The sequence below is a fragment of the Candidatus Zixiibacteriota bacterium genome (assembly GCA_021159005.1).
In the GTDB taxonomy this organism is placed as follows: Bacteria; Zixibacteria; MSB-5A5; order UBA10806; family 4484-95; genus JAGGSN01.
This window is the reverse complement of record JAGGSN010000100.1, coordinates 1-22,710: the sequence shown is the minus strand read 5'-3', so window position 1 is coordinate 22,710 and position 22,710 is coordinate 1. Positions and strand designations below refer to the sequence as shown.

Below are 22,710 nucleotides of genomic sequence, written 5' to 3'. Positions count from 1 at the left end.
AACGATGATAAATAAACCTTCATTAAATAAGCTCGGCATATTAACCGGGCCTATTTTTTTACTATGTTTAGCAGTCGGGTTTGCCTGGGCATCCGATGACGACCTTTATAGTTTTATCCGTCTTTTTGATAAAATAGCCATTACCGTTTCCGACAGATATGTTTTGCCTCTTGATCCCGAAAAGATGATAAATTCAAGCATCAAAGGCATGATGAAAGATTTAGACAAGTACAGCCGATATTTATCCGATCAGGATTATTATTATCTTATGAAGGAGACGCAGGGTGAATATATCGGCATCGGGATAGAACTCGAAGAGCATTCCGATACGGTATGGGTAAGTTCGGTAATTGAGGGAAGCCCAGCAGCTGCTTCGAATGTCCGGGTTGGCGATAGAATTATTAAAGTAGACAGCCTTGATGCTGTAGGTCTGTCAGCCTCGGAGTGCCGGGATTTATTGAGAGGCGACAAAGACAGTCGAGTGTTTATAAATTTCTGGCGGCCTCTTTTCTCGAAACATATAGAGATAGAATTTACACGTGAAAATATCCATATAGAACCTGTTCCCTGCTGGTGTATTGACAGCTATAATAACGGTTATATAAAGATAACGAGATTTTCTGAGGGAACAGCGCTGGAAGTGGAATCTTTAATTTCATTGTTGATGGATAAAGGAATCAGCGGCTTGATAATCGATTTGCAGAATAATCCTGGCGGCTTGTTATATGAGGCTGTCGAGTTGGCGTCAATTTTTTTAAATGAAGATGACAAAATTGTTGAAACGAGGGGAAGGGGATCGGCTGCCCTGCGCACATATAAAGTCCGAGAGGGCGGTATTTATAATAAAGGACCCTTGGTTATTGTAATTGATGACCAGACTGCCTCGGCAGCCGAGATTGTTGCCGGGGCAATTCAGGATCATGACCGGGGACTTATTGTAGGTTCGACCTCATATGGGAAAGGGCTTGTCCAGCAGATAATGCAGTTTGACGATAACTCGGCGCTTAAACTGACTACGGCAAAATATTATACGCCCTCAAACAGGTGCATTCAGAAAGATACATCCCTAAGCAATTTAGCAAAACCGGAAAACTCAGACAGAAATATACTATTCTATACTAAATCGGGCCGGCCGGTTTTTGGCGGCGGCGGCATTATCCCGGATATATATATTGATCGTCTTGAAACTCCGCCGTTCTTGGATGATATCAATACCTTGGGCTATGTAACCGATTTTGTCGCTGAATATGGCCCGAAACTTGACATCGATGAAAACTTTGTAGTAAGCGATGATATTGTCAGTCTATTCATCGGTTATATTGAGAAAAAAAAATATGTTTACCGTAATCCGGAATTCAGCGCATTCGACCAGTTTGTTGACCAAAACAAAGATTGGCTCAATAAAGACAATTTAAGCGGTTATGTTGACGATATTAAAAAAATCCTCGAGAAAAAATCTGATAAGGAGATGCTCACTTTGCATTCGCAGATAAAAGATATTTTATATGAATCATTTATTACTCAGGGATTGGGCAAAAGGAAAGCCTATGAACTTGTTTGGCTGAAAACCCATCCTGAGCTAATTAAAGCTGGGATGGTTTTAGGCAATCCTCAAACCTATGATAATCTGCTGGCCAATTATTAGCCTGCCGCCTTTTCATCAAACAACATCACGAAGATTTTCGATAAAATAAAAAAAATGATAGATTATTGGAACAAAAGGTTATATATCTTATATTGTGTTAATAGGAGGTTATTCAGTTTAAATTTTGCGCTGTTGGAAGCTGCTTCCGACAATTCCGACAATTTAATAGCTTCCTAAGCCGGTTGCCCCTGGTTGCTAAGCGGCGTTTGGTAATCAGAAAATTTTGCAATAATAGCCGATTGGGTGAGAGTCTGTTATTAAAATTTAATCTGAATTTTTTAAACAAAATTATTCTAAGGAGATGGGAAAATACAAGGATTAACAGTGAAAACAAAAGCTGGCAGCAGCCAAACAGAATTATCCGTTGAAGATATAAATAAGATACGTCCGGCATATCTGGAAATCGACCTGAACGCTTTAAGGCATAATTTCCAGCAAATAAAAAACAGAATAAGCGCTGATACAAGCTTTATGGCAGTAATTAAGGCAAACGCATACGGCCATGGTCTTATAGAAATCGGGCTTAAGGCTGAGGAATACGGCGCGGATTTACTGGGAGTCGCTTTTATCGAAGAGGGTGAAAGGCTTCTAAAAGCAGGCATTAAAATCCCGATAGCCGTGCTTTATCCTGATATTATAGAGCGAACATCAAGGCTTGTAAATGCGGGAATGATTGCCGTTGTCGATTCAACAGAATATCTTGATGCGCTCAACAAAGCGGCTGTTTCGATGAAGAAGAAAGTTAAAGTATTTATCAAAATAGAAACCGGCATGAGAAGATATGGCGTTGATAGTGCCGAAATACAAGATATTATAACTACCGCCTCTGAAATGACCGGAATAGAAATAATTGGCGTTACAACAAACCTTGCCGACTCGGCCAATGGCGACAACACATTCACGGAATCGCAGTTTGCTGAATTTACAAACGCAATCAAAAAAACCGGCTTAAACATTAAAGACCATTATCTGAGTATTGAAAATTCAAGCGGCTTTTTATTCCATCACAATCAGAATTTCAACTTAATCAGGATTGGGCTATTGCTTTATGGTATTCATCCCAAGAAAAATATCGATATCGATATCAAACCTGTTATGAGCCTGAAAAGCAGGATTATTCGCCTAAAGAAATTGCCTGCCGGAAAACCTGTCGGCTATAGCGGCAGTTTTATTACAAAAAGAGATACGACAGCGGCTACTATAGGCATAGGCTACGCCGATGGCTATCCCTGGTCTCTTTCCAATAAGGGCTATGTTCTCATCAATGGCTATAAAGCTCCTATCATCGGCAGGATTTGCATGGATGCCATGATGATTGATGTTACTGAGATTCCGGGCGTTAAGGAAGGCGATGAAGTTGTGTTGTTGGGAAAATCAAAAGACCAGTCAATAACCGCTAATGAAATAGCCGAGTTGGCAGGTTCGTTCTCTTATGAGCTTATATCTGGTTTTACCATCAGGCTGCCGAGAATTTACAAAGGAGAATAATGTCATATAAAATTAATGTTGGCATCGCTGATATATGGTCGAAGCCTGAATTTAATTCAGAAAGAATCAGCCAGGCTTTATTTAATGAAACAATTGAAGAGATTAAAAAAGTCGAAGAATATTCGTTAGTGCGTTTAAAAGACGGCTACGAGGGATATATCCGCAATAGTTTTTACTATGATGAAAGCCTTCAGGAAGCTGACGACAATATTGTATCGGCATCAATTGCTGTTGCCTATATCGGCGCCGACCAGAGGGCGCCAACTGCAGCTATTCTGCCGTTTACTTCCACTATTAAAGTAAAAAGACTGGCTGGCGAATTTGCTGTCTGCGAATCGGCTCGCTATGGGGATATTTATATTGTCAGCGATGATATTGTACCGCTTAACCAAACACCAAAACTTACTCCCGATATGATGTCGGTATTTCTCGACAGCGCAAAAAGGTTTATAGGTGTGCCCTATCTATGGGGCGGCAAAAGCTTCTTTGGTTTTGATTGCTCCGGTTTTGTGCAGACTAATTTCAAATTCTTTGGAATCGATTTGCCGCGCGACACGAAAGACCAGATTAATGTCGGCAGGGAAATCTCAAGAGACAAGATTAAACCCGGCGATTTATTGTTTGCCGAAAACCATGTTTCTATCGCATTAAATGATCGGAAGTATATCCATTCGAGCCTATCGCAGGGCGGAGTATATATCAACAGCCTTGATTCATCCGAGCCCAATTATTTTAAAGAGTTGGATGTTGACCTTAAGACCATAAGGAGAATTATTGAAAGCTAAGGCGGTTTGCATATCAGCCGCTTTTATCGTATGTTTGGCATTGGCTGTGATTATACGTCAAAATGCCAGCGGAAATTTCAGTATTCATAATGTTGATTGTTATGAGCAGGGCAAAGACTGGGGTGGATTCGAGTTTGAGAATCTATCGTTAAATCATAACAAAAACAAAATACAACCGGATACTCTTGATTATCCCGGATACCTCGAATCGCCGCCGGTTAAAACCAATTTCGATTTCAATGAAATACTGCTTTCGTGGAATTGTGATATTACCTTTTCAAGCGGATTATATTTTATCATTTCGGTTAGTGATGATAGTATAACGTGGCATGATTTCGCTTATCAGAAATGGGGCAAGGATGTGTCTTCTGCTTGCAAATATAGTAATGCTTCGGAGAACATCGAAGGCATAGGCAAACTCGATACCGATATAATAAGATTAAATGCGCCGATGAAATACTATAGGTTTTCATTGACCTGTATTGGCAGTAATAACGATTTATTATTGTTAGACCGCATCAGCGTTTGCTATTCCAACACCAAGGCAAACCTGCGGCAGTTCACTCACAGCCGCCATCCATCTGACGATATAAAAGCAATAGCTCTATCAGTGCCTTTTGTATCCCAGCATTCTCTGCCCGATTCCATTTCCGGCAAAGCCTGCAGTCAGGCAAGCATAGCTATGGTATTAAACTATCACAGCCGCGGTTATAGCCCCCTTGAGGTATCCGAGCTGGCGTATGATAGCTATAATGATATATACGGCAATTGGCTTTATAATATTCAGGCGGCTTATTTGCTTGGATTAAAAAATTCATGGATAGGCAGACACAACTCGTTTAATGAAATCGCAGCTGAGATATATAGCGGCAAACCTGTCGCAATAAGCATCAGTTTTGAAAACGGCCAGCTTCATAATGCGCCTTATACTCGAACCGATGGTCATATTATAGTCGTTCGCGGTTTTGACGGCAAAGGCAGCGTTTTGGTAAACGACCCTTATGGGCGTACTGTTTCTGATGGTATTAGCGCTTACGATATTGATGAACTTACTGCTGTCTGGATCGGTCATGGAGGAGTGGCGTATCATTTGTGGCCAGAGTAATGGATGTAAAATTTCTTATTAATGTCGATAAAGGAACTATCAAATATTAAGTGTTCTAAATAGATTGATAACAAACAATCATTGCGGGGAACAGACACAAAGACCGGGAGGATTGCCAAGAAAACAATCTTTTTCTATAATTAACTCGCGTAGGGACGTCCGCCATTGGCGGATACGCCCTTTTTATGGTTGGTATTCGCCTGAGGTGAACTTTCGTGGGCGGTGGACATACATCAGCCGCAATCTGGTGAATATGATATGATTAAATTCAAAAAAATAGGAATCCATCCAATCAATACCTTCCGCACCACTCACGGTGCTGCCGATGAGGTGGAAGTTGTTATCGTTGAAATCGACGGTGGCCTTGGTGAAGCATCGCCGGTTAAATACTACGGCGAAACAGCTCAAACAGTTTGCGATTTTATCAAAAGAGCTGAAACTGTTATCGGCAATGATTTATTCAAGTTCGAGGATATCTGCAAACGATTGAATTTGGTTGCGGCTAACAACGGCGCCGCCAAAGCCGCCATCGATATAGCCATCCATGACGCAATCGGCAAAAAACTGAATATCCCCGTGTATAAGCTTTTGGGCATCACGCCCCGCGATGATATCGCCACCTCTTATACAATTTCACTCAGCACGCCTGATAAGATGAAAAAACAAACGGAGGACAATCCCGGCTATCAGGTTTACAAAGTGAAAGTCGGCATCCCCGGCGATATCGATATGGTAGCCGCCGTTCGGGAGGCTACTGACGCCAGAATACGGGTTGATGCCAATGCCGGCTGGACATTGAAAGAGGCAATACAGAAAATTAAGCATCTTCAAAAATATAATATCGAATTTGTCGAACAGCCGCTTCACTGGAAAGATTATGAGGGGCTAAGGATATTGCGTTCGAAAATCGACTTGCCGATAATCGCCGATGAGGGCGTTATGACCGCCGAGGATATTCCATTGTATAAGGATATTGTCGATGGCATCAATATCAAGCTTCAGAAATCAGGCGGTATTCGCGAGGCGTTTAAGATGATAACGGTTGCCAGAGCTTTGCGGATGCAAGTCATGATTGGCTGTATGGTGGAAACATCGGTGTCGATTTCAGCCGCCGCTATGCTTGCGCCGCTTGTCGATTATGTCGATCTCGATGGCAACGTGCTTATCGGGGATGACCCCTATGACGGCGCAAAAGCGGTGAATGGATTTCTAAAATATCCCGACAGACCCGGTATCGGAGTTGTGAAAAAAAACAATGCATAAAATATTTCTTTGGTTATTAATACTTACTATTCCGGTTCTATCACAGAACCATCTTGAGATAATATACCCGAAAGATAGCCAGCAGATTGCGGCTGTCGATTCCACTTTCATATTCGGTAATACCAACCCGAAAGCCAACCTTGCCATCAATGGATTCGATATTGATATTTACAAGAATGGTGGTTTCTTGGCGTTTCTGCCGGTTGAGAAAGGCGAATTTGCCTTTGATATAATTTCCGGCCTTGACAGCGATGTCTGCATAACCACCATTAATATTCAGGTGGGCAGATTGCCGGACACATCCGACAGCAATATAGACCGCTCTACGATAAAACCATCGGGCAGAACTTTGCTTATGTCTGATGATGCGTTCGAGCTTTCTTTTATGGCGAAAACTAATGGCCGTATTTACTGCGCCTTTGAGCATGATGAAACCTGGACTCAGATGTATAGAGATACTAAAGCATGGCGGACTGCCAGCGTTTTCGGAGAGATGGAATCCTCGACTGATGATAGCAGTTATGCGTTATATACTGGTTGCCTGCCAATGATGAATATCAATGATTCATCGCGCGTTTATTATCTTTATGAACAGGATGTTATCGATTCAAACGGCGTCACGCTATGGCAGGATTTTGAGACTGACTCAACCGACTATTACGCTGTCAGGCTTGATGATTGCCCGCCGCGCGTGATAAGCCTTGTGGGCCGGCCGCATATAGTAAGAACCGCGCCGGGTAAGGGCTACAAACTGGTTAATCAGACGGAGGGTGTACGGATGCTTTGCACCGGCGAGCTACCCGACTGGTACAGGGTAAAGCTGGCAGATAATATAACCGGCTATGTGAAAAAATCTGATGCTGTACTCGAACAGGAAGGCGCATCGATACCGAAGGGCGAGGTCTCGTTTGTTGTCGCCGATGATTTCCCGAAGTATGTCCGGGTTGCCATGAAGATAGGCGACCAACTGCCGTATGAGATTCACACCGACGGCAATTTGATGACAGTCGATATTTACGGCTTGAATACCGACACCGATTGGATACGGCTTAACGATACCGGCAAATATATTAAATCAATCTGGTGGACACAACCGCAGAATGGCGTTTACCGTCTGCATATACGCTGGCATGATAAGCATTACTGGGGTTACAAAGGCTACTACGAAAATGATGAGTTTATTCTGAAGCTGAAGAAGAAACCATCGCTTAAAGATATAAGAATTTGTCTCGACCCCGGCCATTCGCATGACCTCGGCGCGGTAGGACCTACCGGTCTGAAAGAGAAAGACGCCAATCTGTGGATTGCCCATGAACTGCGGCAGATGCTGATGAGAAAAGGCGTCGAGGTGCTGATGACCCGTATGGGGCATGAGCACCTGGAAATCTACGACCGAGTGGATATAGCCTCAAAATGGGATGCCGACCTGCTGATAAGCATCCACAACAACGCTCTGCCGGATGGCATCAACCCGTATACTCATAACGGCACATCCTGCTATTACTATTTCAATCAAGCCCGCCCGCTGGCAGAGGCGATACATAAGCATCTTCTCAAAAACGCCAAGCTTCCCGACCATGGCTTATATTACGGCAATTTAGCATTGTGCCGCGTAACCGAATGCCCGGCGGTATTGGTCGAGTGCGCCTTCATGATGATCCCCGAGCAGGAGGCGATGTTGAAGACCGACAAGTTCCAGCGCAAATGCGCCAAGGCGATTTATCAGGGGATATGCGATTATTTGGGGGAGTAGGGATATTAGTGATAGCTAACAGGTGAAGGATCTCCGACACCTGCCCATTTTTGTAATCGAGTCGAATAGATAGGTTCCGAAAATTTTGCACTACCTGACTACTTATTGAATTGACATTACAATATGCATATAATACATTACAAGTGGTTGGTTATAATTCCGTAGCACTTAAAGAAAAAGGCGCAATATGGGAATATTAATACTTCAAGGTTTAACTTAATTTGTCGGTGTTTGAAATTTTTATATTGGATACAATGTAAATAGTATATGATAATACAAACAAGGATTTAAACAATTAACAACGAGGGTATGATGGGATATGCATCTTATTTAGAGGATATTATTAATCGTTTTAATGGTGAAATTTCATTCGTTCAGGAAAATATTGAAAAATTGAATATTGACAACCAGACTAGAAAGCAATTAGTAAAACAATCAGAATCCTTATTGGCATTATGTAAAAATACCTTGAATGAAGTAAACACAGTCTTAGATTTAGTAACCGATCCGGAAGTAGATATCTCAAGAGAATATGAGCGGTTAAAAAAAGAAGTTCGCCATAAAAATATAATCATTTATAATATGAAGAGCAAAATTGAATCATTAAGTATCGAACATAAAGATAATATTGAAAAATTGATAAGAAACTATGAAAGTAAAATAATAGCACTAAAGAATAATCATCGGAAGGATATTGCCAATGCTAAGAGAGAAGCTACTGATTATGCCCAAAAGATGTTTATAGAATATGGCGATGAATTTAGAGAAGAATTAGGATACTAATTTTCAAGTTATCAGTACACACATAATCTTGAAAGGATGCTAATATGCAAATGGATGGAAATTATGGAAAGTTTTTTAGCGATTATGATGATCAGAAAAGAATACCTTATCAAATAAAATTATACAAGAAATTAGAAAATGATAAATCAAAAAAAAGCAATCTGTTAAAAGAAACGAATTTTGGAATTCCAATCACAATCTATCTATTACTAATGAGAGATGCCATGGGAATAATTCAAGTAGAATGTAGAGCAATACATTCTAAATTTAAAGAAATTAAAAAATTAAATACACAAGACATACTTAACTGTTATGCAATACAGTATAAAGACCCTAGTTTTGAAGTTACAGCGGCAGGTATAGATTGGAACCTTAATCAAACAACATATATTGAACCAAACGGCACATCAATATCTGGAAGTACAATGGTTAATACAACACAAGTATTGGTGCCAACATCTAAGGTAATCCCTGATAATATTTTTAAGAGTAACACTAATATTATAAAAATCCATAATACGGTAATTCAGATTGATCTTCCTGAAATGGAAAAAACTCCTTTAATTGAATTATATAAGAATTTAGTACTCTACATCGAGTTTTCTTATGCATTATCACAAAGAATAGAATATGAAAACAAAGAATTCAATAAGATGTATGAGGAATCTCTAGATATGCCCCAAATGCCAGAATTTTTTAGTAAATTTTGTTCAAGACGAACAGATTTGACTCATAAAGGTCATATAAATGTAAATATAAACCATGAAACTTCAAGAGTAACAATAGGTCAAAAACAAGAGATATTAGATGATTCATTATCACAAAGTTTCGATGAAGCATGTGATTGGATCAATGAATTCTATAAGTTGTTATATGATAATATTGGTAACTAAGATTATTTAATTCATACAGCTAAGTAGGGCAGGAGTCCCCGACTCCTGCCTATTTTTGCCGGGGAACCGTATATACAGGTCTCGTCCGCCGCGCCGGATACCCTGCTTGCTGAGGAAACCGGTTTAAACTTGACAATAGAAAATGTATCTCATAATTTTCAACATGAAAATATCCCAAGTGCTCGAACGATTTATAAAACAATTAAAAGGAGAATAAATGGATAAGAAAAAACAAACAATCGGAATTTTTATAATAGCAAGCGCTATTATTTGGGGAGCAGTAATCATCGGATGCTCCTTAAAGCTGAAAGGCACAGGATGCTATGATGAAATCTCTCTTATTCTCTCGGCGGGAGCAGGTATTCACTTGATATTTATTTGGAGTACTTTGGCAGCTCAACTCAAGAAGATGAAAAAAGAAGAATAACTTTAGCGATGGGGCACACGGGGACGTGTGCCGCCCACATTGGCAATTTCGTGATTGGCATACGTCCTCGTATGCCAACTATATGCAATCACCCCTTAACCGCCCCCGCCGTTATCCCCTCGGTAATCTGTCTCTGGAAAAACAGGAATACGATAATCACCGGCAATGCCGCAATTGTCGAACCCGCCATCAACTGACCGAGATTTATCTGCTGTAAGCCCTGCATCATGGCTAAACCAACCGGCAAAGTGTAAAGCTTGGGCGAGGATGTCAGTATGAACGGATATAAAAACGAGTTCCAGTTAGTCAAGAATACCTGCACCGCCAGAACCGCCAAAGCCGGTTTGCATAATGGCATTACGATTTGAAAAAGTATCCGAAACTCGCCGGCGCCATCTATTCGCGCCGCCTGCTCGCAGTCATCGGGAAGGTTCGAGATGTATTGCCGCATCAGAAATATCCCCAGCGGATTCACCAGCCAGGGGAGTATCAACGCCCAGTAAGTGTCATGAAATCCCAGCTTGCTGACTAAGATGAACACCGGTATGATTACTACATGCTGGGGTATCATCAGCACAGCCGCAGCCGATATGAATAAGAGCTTGTTGCCAAGGAAATTTCGCCGCGCCAGCGCATAGCCGGACATCATGCAGAAAATGATATTGCCGACAGTTACTACCATCGCTACGAACATGCTGTTGAACATATATCTGCCGATACCGCCGCGGGAAAATATTTGACTGTAATTGTCATAGGTGAAATCTCCGCCGAATAATATATTTAACCCGCTTGATAATGAAACATCTTTGAATGATACTATCGCCATATAGAACAGCGGAAAAAGCATGCCGATAAGCACAAACCCCATAAGTATCGAAAGAAATATTTTATATGTCGGCTGTTTCAAAAAACTCCTTATATGCGTCAGGATGGAAGGACGCTACTGCGGACACATCCTGACGCCGGACTTACATGTAAACGCCTCAGGATGTCGCTTTACTCCATCCTGAGGGATAACATATACATGCTATCACGCGTAGGGGCGTATTGCATATGCCCAATTTTATCATCAACCAAAGCTTTCGCGGTTGGCGTACGTCCTCGTGCGCCAACTATCTGTCAACCTAAGAATGTCGGGCTTCTCCCTCCGGTCGGAGCCCGACCTGCTTTCTTTCTGCACTCTCAATTTACAGACCCCCGGCGCGCTAGCAGTTTCATCTGCAAAAGCGAGAACCCGAGTATAATCACAAACAGCAAATACGCCGCCGCCGAGGCATATCCCATATTGAATTTCTGCAAGCCCTGCTCGAATACGAAATATACCACAGTCGAGGTCGAGCCTAATGGCCCGCCTTTGGTCATTACGTATATCTCGATAAATACCTGAAACGACCTGATAGTGTTAATCACTAAGATGAATAACAATATGGGCGTAATCTGAGGCAATGTTACCGAATACAGCCGCCGCCAAAAACCGGCGCCGTCCAATTTGGCGGCTTCGTTAATCTCAATCGGGATGCTCTTGATGCCGGCTAAGAATAGAAGCACATAATAGCCTATCGCCACCCAGATATCCATTACCATAATTGCCGGCAGGGCTGTTGAGATTGAAAACAGGTAGCCATTGGCAGGCACGTCTATGCCGGCTAACCGGCCCAATATATGTAAGTAGCCATCCCGAGCATACAGGCTTGAAAATATCAGGGCGATAACTACCATTGAGGTTATCGAGGGGATGAAATATCCCGCTTGGAATATCTTATGTCCGGGTACTTTTTCCGCAATCAGCACAGCCAGTATCAAGGCGATAACGGTTGTGAATGGGATAGTGCCAAAGACAAAAAACGAGGTGTTTTTCAGAGCCTGCAAAAATGATGAATCGGAAAACAGTTTGATAAAATTGGCAAACCCTACAAATGATGTTTTACCGAATATCGAATAGTTGGTGAACGACAAGCCAAGCGAATAGACTATGGGAAACGCCCAAAAAATCAGAAGGGTTAACAGCCACGGCGATATAAGGATTAGCGTATTGTGCTTTTTCAATTTCCTAAAGCCTGCTCGATTTTTGCCTGAGCATTTTCGATTGCCGTATCGGGAGCCATCCGCCCCAGCGTAACCTGCTCTACCATCTCCTCGATGATGCTCTCGATATATACCCATCGCGGATGAACAGGCGTTGATTTGGAGTGTATCAATTGCTTATGAAAAACTGACGCCTCTTCTGCTGTTTCATCCAAGAGATTGTCTTTTTGTGATGGATAACCGAACCCGACCGAATCGCACAGGGCTTTGGTGTTTTCATACAGGGTAACTATATTCATCAGCTTTCGAGCCGCCTGTTTCTTGTCGGATTTTTGCGGCATCACTAAATACTCACCGCCTGCGAATGACCAGCCAACCTCGCCCATATGACAGCCAAGCATAGGCGCAAGCTGATACTCAAATGACGGTGTAATCGTTTTAAGGCGTTTGTACAACCAGCCGCCTGAAATCAGGAAGCCAATCCTGCCCTCATAGAAAGCATCCTCAAGATGACGTTGTGTTTCTACCTGCCCGCATTTTGTAAGTTTACCGTAATACTCAAGCGCCTTTAGAATCTCAGGTGTATTGAGATTGATTTTGCCGTTATTGATAATACTGCCGCCGCAGCTCCAGACAAAGGGCAAAAACTTTTTGTATAGCCGATGCGGCTCGGCAGAGTTGGCGCCGAAACCGGCAATGTCATCCCCAAGGGCATCAATTGTATTACAGGCATCAAGCAATTCGTCCCAGTCATCCGGCAGGCCGACATTGGCGCTATCGAGCAGAGACTTGTTGAAATAGAATATCCGCGAGGCTAAAAACCACGGCTTGGCATAAATATTGTTTTCAAATATTCCCGGCTCGGCTAAGAAATATTTCGAGGTGTCATAAGAGATTTGCGACAGGGCATTACCGGCGGCAAACTCGGCAATCCAATCCGAGCCAAGCTCCAGCAGGTCGGGCGGATTGCCCGCGCCGAAAGCGACTACGATTTTTTGATGACCATCCGACCAGGTCAAATCGGTGATATTGACTTTCCAGCCGGGGTTTTCGCTCTCAAACTGGCTTACAGCCGATTCGATAACCGGTTTGGCTTTGGGGTCAGACCAGAACTGCCAGAACTCGATTGTGTTTGTATCCTGCTTGCCGGCGCAGGATATTAACAATACGCTAATAATTAAAAGCAGTTTTTTCATGTTTGAATACTAAGCGTAAAATGCTGGTTGTGTCAAGATGGATTTCGCTTGTTTTGTATATTAGCAAGTAGGGTATACACCGCGGCGGACTATCCTGAGGGATGCGAAACAATACTAAGTATTTAATAGGCGGGCTTTTTAAGCCCGCTCCGACCCTAAAAGGTCGGCTATTAAATTGATTGTTAAACATGTAAATAAATAGCCTGTAGTTAGCAAGGCATCCGCCGCCGCGGACAAAACCTGCCTCTTCGGCGCGTTTATTATTCAAAATATACTCAATAATCACCATCAATCTTATAGCAATGTGGAGGTGTCGGGTTTCTCCTCGCCTTCGGCGAGTCGGAACCCGACCTGCTTGGCTGCGGACACATCCTGACGCCGGACTTACATGTAAACCCCTCATGATGTCGCTTTACTCCATCATGAGGTATAACCAACACATTTTATTATTACACTGTAATCACTCGAATTTCCATATCGTCAGGAAAGGGTTCCTGGCGACGCATGAAGGCACCGGTGGAAATAGCTTAATAAATTGAACTGTAGAAGATGAGCTTGAAGAAACAAATCCGACGCCTTATTTCTTTAAAGTATACAATACATGCACATATATGCTATCGAAATACTAATGATGAAAGTATCGGGAACTCTTACTTAATATATTTTGCTTTAATCTCTTTGATAATTGCCGAATCAGCGCCCACTTCTATATATTTGCTGAAATTAGCAAATGCTTCTTGATTTTTATTCATTGCTAACTGTGTCAATCCAAGCCGATAATATATCTCGGGTGGAAAAACGGTATCCGGAAGGCAGGTAAAATAATATAGCGATGAATCAAATTTGTTGGTGTTATAGTAATAATGGCCTAATGACATATAGGGATCGGGGTTGGTTTTATCGTGATAGATGCTCTTATGCAAAGATTTTAGACTTTTATCATAGTCTCCTAAAGCAGCATAATTTAAAGCAATCAAATAATGGTTAGCGGAAAAACTTGGATTTAACGCTAAAGCGATTCTGAGCGTATTTAACGATTCTCTATATCTTCCTGTTGAAAATTGACAGTTTGCTTTTTTTAAATATAAATCGGGGACTTGAGGATTATTACGAATAGCCATATTAAAATATTCTTCCGCTTTCGAGAAATCACGTTTATTTAAATACTCCAATCCCTTGTTGTAATATTTAATTTCGGGGAAATTAATTCTTTCATACTGTTTAAGCATATATGTTTCTGTTTTATTATTCTTGATTTTACTTAACGCGATCGCTAAAAACAGACCGAATCTGCCGTGTTTTACGTCAAGTTTGGATATATTTAAGCTGTAGGCGGCAAGACCTTTTTTTGAATTATGCAGCGACAGCCAAGGAATGAATATCGATAAGTTAATAGCTAACAAAAGAACCGTTATAATACTATAATGCTTATTTGAGCCATATCTGTCAATCCATAAATAAATTCCGGCGACATATGCTCCGATAAACATTGTCGACATTAAATCCCAGTCTCTTCCCATACATAATTTCGGTTCAAAAATAAATGCGGACAGAAGGCCGACAATGGCGGCGGATGTTAAAAATTTCCAATCGGCGATTGATTTATATAATTCTTTTTTCCTTTTGCCGTCAATTAAAACAATAATTAAAAACAGCAATGATATGGGTATTATAAATATTGACAGGTTAAGAAAATCCAATAGATGGTTTGGAGAAAACAATGTATAATTATCTAAAGTGAATTGGTCTTTTACCGGCGATAAGAATACTAACTTCCAGAATAACGGACCAACAGTCTTTATTAATGCATAAAAGATTATAAATAATATTATTAAACCGGGTGTCAGATATTTTAACTTTTCCAGTAAATATTTTCTGGTCTTATGTTTTGTAAATGTCAACAAAGTATAAACTACTAAAGCCGGTAAATATACTATAGCAATTTTATGAAGAAAGTAGGCGATAATTAATGCTATATAAGGTACGAACGATTTGCGCTGGTTCTTAAGAGCCGATATCCCCGACAATAGAAATATGTATACAAACGCCGTTACCAATGAATAATTTTCAACATAACCGAAAAACAGAAGCGTGATAGCCGAAATAACATTTAATAATACAAAAGAGTAATATGAAAATAAATTGTCGGTGATCTTTCTGCCATAGTAAACCAGCGCAATCATGAAAATAGTACCGGATATAATAGAAACGCTTTGGTATGCCTTTAGGGCATTTTCGTAATTATATGAGCCGAGCAGCGCGATATAACGAAACTACTGACAAATGATGCACCGGCTTCAATTTTTTTAAAACCCCTATTTTGCTCCTGAATTATCGAAAGAATCGAATAACCATCCCCTAAAAAATATGAATCAACGGACAGCAGGTAAAAACAGATTCCGGAGATTACAATAGCTAACCATGGAAATATCTTATATCCTCTGCCGTTTTCGGCAAAGCTAAATAAATTTGTTTCTTTTCGCGCTTTTATAAATTAGTAGAGGCCTAAAACAAAAAGCACCGGGTAAATGATGATAGTCCAATCGGTAAAAGCCGCTTGATTTAATCCCCATAACCGTTCTTTCGGGAAAAAGGAGCTGATTAGCCGCAACATTAATATAAAAATAAAATATATAAATATCGTTAAAAGAATCTTGTCTTTGAATTTATTTTTCTTTGTCATTAAATTTGCGCTTCATCCAAATAGTTATATTGTAACTGGTATAAAATAAATTTATTATGGCAAAAATCAAGTTTTATTAATCTTTAAAGTTTCCCCAAAGTTTTTTAGGCAGGTAGAACATCCACCGCCGCGGACGAGACTTGCCTTTTCAGTGCGTTTATTATTCAAGATACACTCAATAATAATCATCAATCTTATAGGCAATGTGGAGGTGTCGGGTTTCTCCCCGCCTCAGGGCTTGTTGAAAAAGTCATTGCGAGTAGCCTTCGGGCAACGCAGCAATCTGTAACTTGTTTGATATCATACATTCGGATTGATTCAAATCGCTTGCAAAGACTATAATTTAGGTTTTTCAACAAGCTCCTCAGGCGTAGAACCAGACCTACTTGGCTTTCTCGGCATGAATATAGAAAAATATGGATGCGTGCTTGCCCGGGTGCCCTATCCCCCGCCTCAAGCGGGGGTGGGATACTTTCACAAAAGCTGCCAAACTTCACAATTCATAACTATCAATCGATATCGGAACATCTCGTTTTCCACAATACCAACTATAACTTGACCATGAGGTAACCCACTCCCGCCTTGGGCGGGAGTGGGGCACCCTATATCGTATCTTCTCCTGTTATTTGAAATATTCCAATTTAAATTTCCCACCCTCCAACACAACATAGCTGTAATGCTCAATCCAGTCGCCGCTGTTTATGTACAATCCATTATTGATTGACTTTATTTCTGGTTGATGAGTATGCCCCATAATGACAGCATCAAAATTAGCCTGAAGCTTCACCTTAACATAATCATAATAGCCCTGCATATCCTTGCCCTTAACGGAGGTGTATTCCCGCGAGGCGCCGGATGTCCTTAATGCCAGCCTATAGGCCCAATCAACCGGCAATAGTTTATACAGCCAGATATTAAGCTTAAATCGGAATACCTTCTTGATGAATCTGTAGCCGCTATCGTCATAAGCCAAACCATCACCGTGAGTAAGATGCAGCTTTTTCCCCTGATGTTCGACATTGAGGCTATCGCCGGCCAGAGTAATCCCAACCTGACGCTGTAAATAGTCGCCCATCCAGAAATCATGGTTGCCGGGAAGATAAATTACCTTAACACCGCTTTGCGATAGATTATGCAAACACGATAATATCTTGAAATATGCCGCCGGCACAGCATATTTGTACTCGAACCAGAAATCAAAAAGGTCGCCGAGTATATATAAATGGCTGGCTTTTTCCCTGATTGTATTCAGGAATTCGACCAATAACTCCTCGTTAGCAGTGTCTTTCATAGAGAGATGAGCATCAGAAATAAAGTAAACAGACCCGCTATTTTTAAAATTATGATTATTCATGCGGCTTTTATTCATAAACTCCCGTAGTTTATTTGACAATTACAAACTGCGACAGTATAATTTATTCTCCTGAAACAGGCAATCTTTTTGAATCTAAAATAAGTTTCAGGAGGTATAATAAAATAACGGGAGCAGGAAAATTATGGATAAATTTGTAATTCACGGGGGAAAGAGATTATCGGGAACTGTTGAGATATCCGGTTCAAAAAATGCGGCCTTGCCTATACTTATTGCCGGATTATTAGTCGAAAAAGGCAAAACAACAATAAAAAATGTGCCAAATCTCGCTGATATCGAAACCATTTTAAACGTTCTAAACCATCTTGGTGTCAAATCAGAGTGGGACAAAAAAGAGCATATTGTTATAATGGATGCCTCAAATTTAAGCGGTTATGAGGCTCCCTACGAGCTTGTGCGCAAGATGAGAGCATCATTTATGGTAATGGGGCCGCTTCTGGCGCGTCTGAAAAAAGCGAAAGTATCGCTTCCAGGCGGCTGTGTTTTGGGACCGCGGCCAATTGACTATCACCTAACCGCTTTTGCCGCGCTTGGAGCCAAAATTACCGAAGGGAAAGGCTATGTAACTGTTTCCATCAAAAAGCTTAAAGGCGCTGCTATTCATTTCGATAAACCATCCCACACCGGCACTGAAAACGTGATAATGGCCGCCTGTTTGGCTGATGGAAAAACTACGATTGTAAACGCCGCCTGCGACCCGGAGGTGATTGACCTGGCTGACTTTTTGAATAAAGCCGGCGCGAAAATCAAAGGAGCCGGCAATAATACAATCGAAATTGAAGGAGTTAGAAGGCTTAAGCCTGTTGAATATAGCGTAATGCCAGACCGGCTTGAGGCTGGCACTATGATAGCCGCCGCCGGCATTACCGGAGGTGAAATCGTGATTAAGCCTCGCTGTGATGATTACCTGAGTGTTGTCATAGCCAAGCTCGAAAAGGCAGGCATGAAATTCAAACCGCAAAAGAACGGCTTGAAAGTTTCCAGCGGCGGAAGGCTTGAGTCTATCGACTTAACCACTTTCCCCTATCCCGGCTTTCCAACTGACCTTCAAGCCTCGATGATGTCTTTATGCTGTATATCCAAAGGCATATCGCATATCATTGAAACAGTATTTACAGACCGTTTTACCCATGTAATGGAGTTAATCCGTCTCGGTGCCGACATAAAAATAGCCGGGCAGGAGGCTGTAATAACCGGTGTAAACCGCCTTAATGGCGCCTCTGTTATGGCCTCTGATATCAGAGCGGGCGCAGGCCTTGTGGTAGCGGCACTGGCGGCATCCGGAAAGTCTGAGATACTTAGGGTCTATCATATCGATAGAGGATACGAGCATATTGAAGCAAAACTTCAGAAGCTCGGCGCCGATATACAGCGTCTGAAAGCGTAAAAATAGAAGGTAATGCAGAATTATTATTCTAGCATTTTGTTGATAAATAATTATTAATTGGAATTCCTTTGAATACAATAAGTTTTTCTATGAACGCAACGTATAGAGGCGTATTGCAATACGCCCCTACGCGCGGTGCATATTATCATCTGTTCAGGCAGGCTGTAATGAAACGTAACCTGCCGATATTCTTGTCGAGCAAAATGTGTCAGTTCATCCGCCTTAGGCGGACTACGAACTGACACAACATAAAAATTATGCAAAGTATTTAAACATTACCACCTTTAAAAAACGCGGTAAATCAAAATAAATCTAAGCGAAGGGAAATAATATCATGAAGAAGATAATCTTGCTGATTATAATATTAGCCGTATCCGCTATGGGGCAAGAGGTGTATTTCGGACAAAATAAAGTCCATTACCAAAACTATGATTGGTGTTATATCCAGACTCATAATTTCGACATATATATGAATGAAAATCAGGACTCAATAGCGACTTTTGCCGCCGGAGCGCTTGAAAACGCTTATGCTATCATAAAAGATGAATTAGACCATGAGCTAACTGCCCGCGTGCCGGTAATTATTTATTCATCACCTAATGATTTTCAGCAAACTAATGTAACATCGGAACTTTTGCCTGAAGGTGTTGGCGGTTTTACTGAAATATTTAAAAACAGAATTGTTGTTCCTTTTGATGGTTCTTATGAGAATTTTCGGCATGTGCTTCATCATGAGCTAACTCACGCGGTTACATTTAACCTGTTGTATGAAAACGCTATAGGGTCTATTCTATCATCCCGGGCTTTTTTTAGGATGCCGTTATGGCTGGCGGAGGGATATGCCGAGTATTCCTCGCATCTCGGTTGGACCTATGAGGAAGATATGTATATGCGGGATGCCGTTATTGAAGGGTATCTGCCGCCAATTAGCCAGTTAAACGGTTTGCTAAATTACAAAGCCGGACATGCGCTGATAGCCTATATTGCAGATACTTATGGCGAGCAAAAAATCCCGGAGCTTTTCAAGAAAGGCAAAGCTCTATTCACAATTGAAAAAGCGGTGAATGCCTCTATCGGAACTAAAATTGAAAAGCTCTCTAAAGATTGGCAGATAGAACTGCGGCGGGTTTACTGGCCGGAACTATCGAAGAGAAGCACTTATGACGAAATAGGCAAAGCCCTTACAGATCATCGGGAAGATGGTTCCGTATTCAATTCAAACCCGCAATGGTCGCCCAAAAAAGACCGTATGGTTATTACCTCCGATAGAGCCAGCCCTCGTGATGGGTATTCGGACCGCTTCAATGATATTTTCGTGATTTCAGCTATTGACGGACAGGTTATCGATAAAATCGTAGCAGCGGAAAAATCCGGCGATCTGGAATCGCTGCATTCATATTTTTCTGGGATATCGTGGTCGCCTGATGGTTCAAAGGTAGTTTTCATTGCCAAATCACATGGTGAGGATGCCTTATTCTTCCTTGATGTTGAAAGTAAGGATATATACTTGAAATATAAACCTCATCTCGGAGGCTTAAGAGATCCCGACTGGTCTCCCCAAGATGATAAGATTGTTGTAACAGGCATTCAAAACGGTTTTTCTGATCTTTATATGTATGATATCGAGGCGGATAGATTTGTTCGCTTAACTTATAATAAATACGATGAGACGGATGCCGATTTTTCGCCTGATGGCAGTAAAATCGCCTTTGCCTCCGACCGACCGGTGGATAATTCTATAGATACATCAGATACGTCATTTGTTTACGGCAATTATAATATTTTTATTTACGATTTAGATTCTAATAACATCGAATCTTTAACCAATGATGACACCAAGAGCTTTCAACCTGATTATTCACCCGATGGCGATATGCTTGCTTATGTATCTTACCGCAATGGCATAGCCAATATATATATTCACGATTTCACCAAAGACGAGGATTTTCCGATTACAGATATTTTAACCGGCGTATTTTCTCCCTCATGGTCTCCGGAGGGAGATAAAATGGCAGTCAGCGTTTTTAATGGCTATGGCTATGATATTGTAGTTATCAAAGATATCAAACCCGCTTCTGAGGATAATGAACTTCCCCCAACCTCATTCAGAGAAACGGGCAGACTATACCCGGATAAGGAGCCTTTATTAGCATCTGCCGAGGATACTGCTGTCGTTCGGGATGAACAGCCAAATATAGATTATTCGAGGTATATTTTTAGGGCTGGCTATGAAAAAACACAGGATGACGCAGATTTAATTGCAAGCGAGGATACATCTGAAAGCGATTTACATGCAGAGGATATTAAAGCGGATTCACTTGAATATCTGGCAGCAGATGGGACATTTAAGAAAAATAAATATTCCCTTAAGTTTTCGCCTGAGATGGTAGCCGGCGGATTCAGCTATGATAATTTTTACGGGCTTCGAGGACAATCATACATTTCAATCTCCGATATGCTTGGCAACCATCATTTTTATATAATAACCGATGTGATTAATTCGATTGACCAATCTAATATTCAAATTGCTTATAGATTCTTAGGCAATCGAATAGATTACGGAGCAGGTGTATTTCATTATAAAAATATTTACTGGGACGATTATAGATGGCTCTATTTTTCAGATAGGATTTACGGAGCCTGGGGTTTGATGAGCTACCCATTTACACGTTTCAGTCGTCTTGATTGCAGCCTTTCCCAGATAACTATCTATCGTGAATATCTTGATGATGCTTCATATCTACCCTCAAAAACTTCTAATCTGCTGTTGGGAAATTTATCGTATGTATCCGATGGCGTTATTTGGGGCATAGTTGGTCCTGTCTATGGTCAACGATACAAAGTTTCCTTGGAGCATTCGGTAAAAGCCGTATCATCGGGATTTTCCTTCACCTCGCTGGAAGTTGATTACCGCAAGTATTTTCATTTTGCAGATGAGTATAATTTTGCTTTCCGGTTAGCGGGCGGCGCATCGTTTGGCGAAAACGCCCGCAAATATTATCTTGGCGGCACGTCATACTGGATTGATCCTTCCGTTTCAACAAACAATATATATGATGTGGAAGATATTTATATAAACAAGATGGTGGTTCCTTTAAGGGGTTATAATTATTTTGAATATTCCGGTGAAAAATATGTTTTAATGAACCTTGAACTCAGATACCCATTTATCGATTATTTTAAAATGCGCTGGCCTTTGGGGATGGTTTTGACGCAGGTTAAAGGCTCGCTGTTCTGGGATATTGGCGCCGCTTTTGATACAATGGATGATTTTTACTTATGGGATACAGCTAAAGGCTTCCCCAAATTTGGCACTCCCAAAAGCGGTGTCGGTTTCGCGGCACAGGCAAACCTTGGTATTTTTGTTCTAAGGTGGGATGTTGCCTGGGCTACGGATTTGTATAATATCGCTCATAAACCGGATTATTATTTCTCGTTTGGAGCAAATTACTAATATTTCATCAAGCAGCTATCAAGCCTCGATAGTTAAGGTATCGGGTTTCTCCCTTTGAGGTTGTGACTTTATCAACTCTTGTCACAGTAAATTATTCGCAGGTCGGGTTCAGACCAAAGGGAGAAACCTGACATTTTAGCTTTGATATATATCAGCGCGTAGGGGCATCCGCCATTGACGGATACGCCCTCTTTTTCACTTTTCCGTGAAATTATCATAATATTTCACTGCTGTCCGGCCTTTTTTATAGAGTTCTTAAAATAATACCCAACAATCGAAACTTGCTTATTTCATAACCCATAAAGCAGCGTGATGTTGGGCGACTCCGATAAACATCGGCACTTCATCTTTTATTTTGTTAAATATTTATAGATAAGATTTCAGTAATTGATTTTAATTTGATGATTACCCATTTGCGTCATTCCCCCGCCGCGGCGGGGGAATCCGGGAA

General features: G+C 41.2%; 17 protein-coding genes. 11 read left to right on the top strand and 6 right to left on the bottom strand.

All coding sequences use genetic code 11. The features are described from left to right. The first annotated feature begins 4 nt into the window (after positions 1-4). The 9 genes from J7K40_06545 (at position 5) to J7K40_06505 (ending at position 10,142) form a co-directional block, all read left to right on the top strand. Complete coding sequence (locus J7K40_06545; GenBank protein ID MCD6162054.1) at positions 5-1,645, top strand: S41 family peptidase; 1,641 nt, start codon at positions 5-7, stop codon at positions 1,643-1,645. Between the two features lie 324 nt (positions 1,646-1,969). Further along, positions 1,970-3,133 (top strand): alanine racemase, encoded by a 1,164-nt coding sequence (gene alr, locus J7K40_06540; GenBank protein ID MCD6162053.1) that lies wholly within the window; start codon positions 1,970-1,972, stop codon positions 3,131-3,133. Continuing rightward, the gene (locus J7K40_06535; protein MCD6162052.1) at positions 3,133-3,918 is read left to right on the top strand and encodes a C40 family peptidase; all 786 of its coding nucleotides are present in this window, start codon (positions 3,133-3,135) and stop codon (positions 3,916-3,918) included. The genes alr and J7K40_06535 overlap by 1 nt, the downstream gene beginning before the upstream one ends. Continuing rightward, a complete protein-coding gene (locus J7K40_06530) occupies positions 3,908-5,023 on the top strand; it encodes a C39 family peptidase (protein ID MCD6162051.1) in 1,116 nt (371 codons plus the stop codon). Before J7K40_06535 ends, J7K40_06530 begins: the two co-directional genes overlap by 11 nt. Positions 5,024-5,281: 258 nt before the next feature. Then, complete coding sequence (locus J7K40_06525) at positions 5,282-6,286, top strand: dipeptide epimerase (protein ID MCD6162050.1); 1,005 nt, start codon at positions 5,282-5,284, stop codon at positions 6,284-6,286. Further along, positions 6,279-8,039, top strand: a complete 1,761-nt coding sequence (locus tag J7K40_06520) for an N-acetylmuramoyl-L-alanine amidase (GenBank protein ID MCD6162049.1) — start codon at positions 6,279-6,281, stop codon at positions 8,037-8,039. The genes J7K40_06525 and J7K40_06520 overlap by 8 nt, the downstream gene beginning before the upstream one ends. Before the next feature lie 309 nt (positions 8,040-8,348). Then, positions 8,349-8,822: a hypothetical protein gene (locus J7K40_06515; GenBank protein ID MCD6162048.1), complete on the top strand. Its 474-nt coding sequence runs from the start codon at positions 8,349-8,351 to the stop codon at positions 8,820-8,822. Positions 8,823-8,866: 44 nt separating this feature from the next. Then, on the top strand, positions 8,867-9,715 hold the full coding sequence (locus J7K40_06510; protein ID MCD6162047.1) for a hypothetical protein: 849 nt from the start codon (positions 8,867-8,869) through the stop codon (positions 9,713-9,715). A 217-nt stretch (positions 9,716-9,932) separates the two neighbouring features. After that, entirely contained in the window at positions 9,933-10,142 is a 210-nt protein-coding gene (locus tag J7K40_06505) for a hypothetical protein (GenBank protein MCD6162046.1), read from the top strand. An 88-nt stretch (positions 10,143-10,230) separates the two neighbouring features. Here the strand turns inward: J7K40_06505 and J7K40_06500 are convergent, their stop codons facing one another. From J7K40_06500 to J7K40_06475, 6 genes are all read right to left on the bottom strand, one after another. Then, positions 10,231-11,049: a carbohydrate ABC transporter permease gene (locus J7K40_06500; GenBank protein ID MCD6162045.1), complete on the bottom strand. Its 819-nt coding sequence runs from the start codon at positions 11,047-11,049 to the stop codon at positions 10,231-10,233. Positions 11,050-11,324: 275 nt separating this feature from the next. After that, entirely contained in the window at positions 11,325-12,305 is a 981-nt protein-coding gene (locus tag J7K40_06495) for a sugar ABC transporter permease (GenBank protein MCD6162044.1), read from the bottom strand. 1,032 nt (positions 12,306-13,337) lie between these two features. Then, on the bottom strand, positions 13,338-13,631 hold the full coding sequence (locus tag J7K40_06490; GenBank protein MCD6162043.1) for a hypothetical protein: 294 nt from the start codon (positions 13,629-13,631) through the stop codon (positions 13,338-13,340). Positions 13,632-14,013: 382 nt separating this feature from the next. Continuing rightward, a complete protein-coding gene (locus J7K40_06485; protein MCD6162042.1) occupies positions 14,014-15,546 on the bottom strand; it encodes a tetratricopeptide repeat protein in 1,533 nt (510 codons plus the stop codon). 311 nt (positions 15,547-15,857) lie between these two features. After that, complete coding sequence (locus tag J7K40_06480) at positions 15,858-16,046, bottom strand: hypothetical protein (GenBank protein MCD6162041.1); 189 nt, start codon at positions 16,044-16,046, stop codon at positions 15,858-15,860. A 622-nt stretch (positions 16,047-16,668) separates the two neighbouring features. Then, complete coding sequence (locus J7K40_06475; GenBank protein MCD6162040.1) at positions 16,669-17,415, bottom strand: UDP-2,3-diacylglucosamine diphosphatase; 747 nt, start codon at positions 17,413-17,415, stop codon at positions 16,669-16,671. Between the two features lie 127 nt (positions 17,416-17,542). Here J7K40_06475 and murA point away from each other — a divergent pair, with 127 nt between their 5' ends. Both murA and J7K40_06465 read left to right on the top strand, forming a co-directional pair. Next, positions 17,543-18,805, top strand: coding sequence for a UDP-N-acetylglucosamine 1-carboxyvinyltransferase (gene murA, locus J7K40_06470; protein MCD6162039.1), 1,263 nt, complete (start codon positions 17,543-17,545; stop codon positions 18,803-18,805). Positions 18,806-19,139: 334 nt separating this feature from the next. Then, complete coding sequence (locus tag J7K40_06465) at positions 19,140-22,259, top strand: PD40 domain-containing protein (GenBank protein ID MCD6162038.1); 3,120 nt, start codon at positions 19,140-19,142, stop codon at positions 22,257-22,259. Positions 22,260-22,710: the final 451 nt, after the last annotated feature.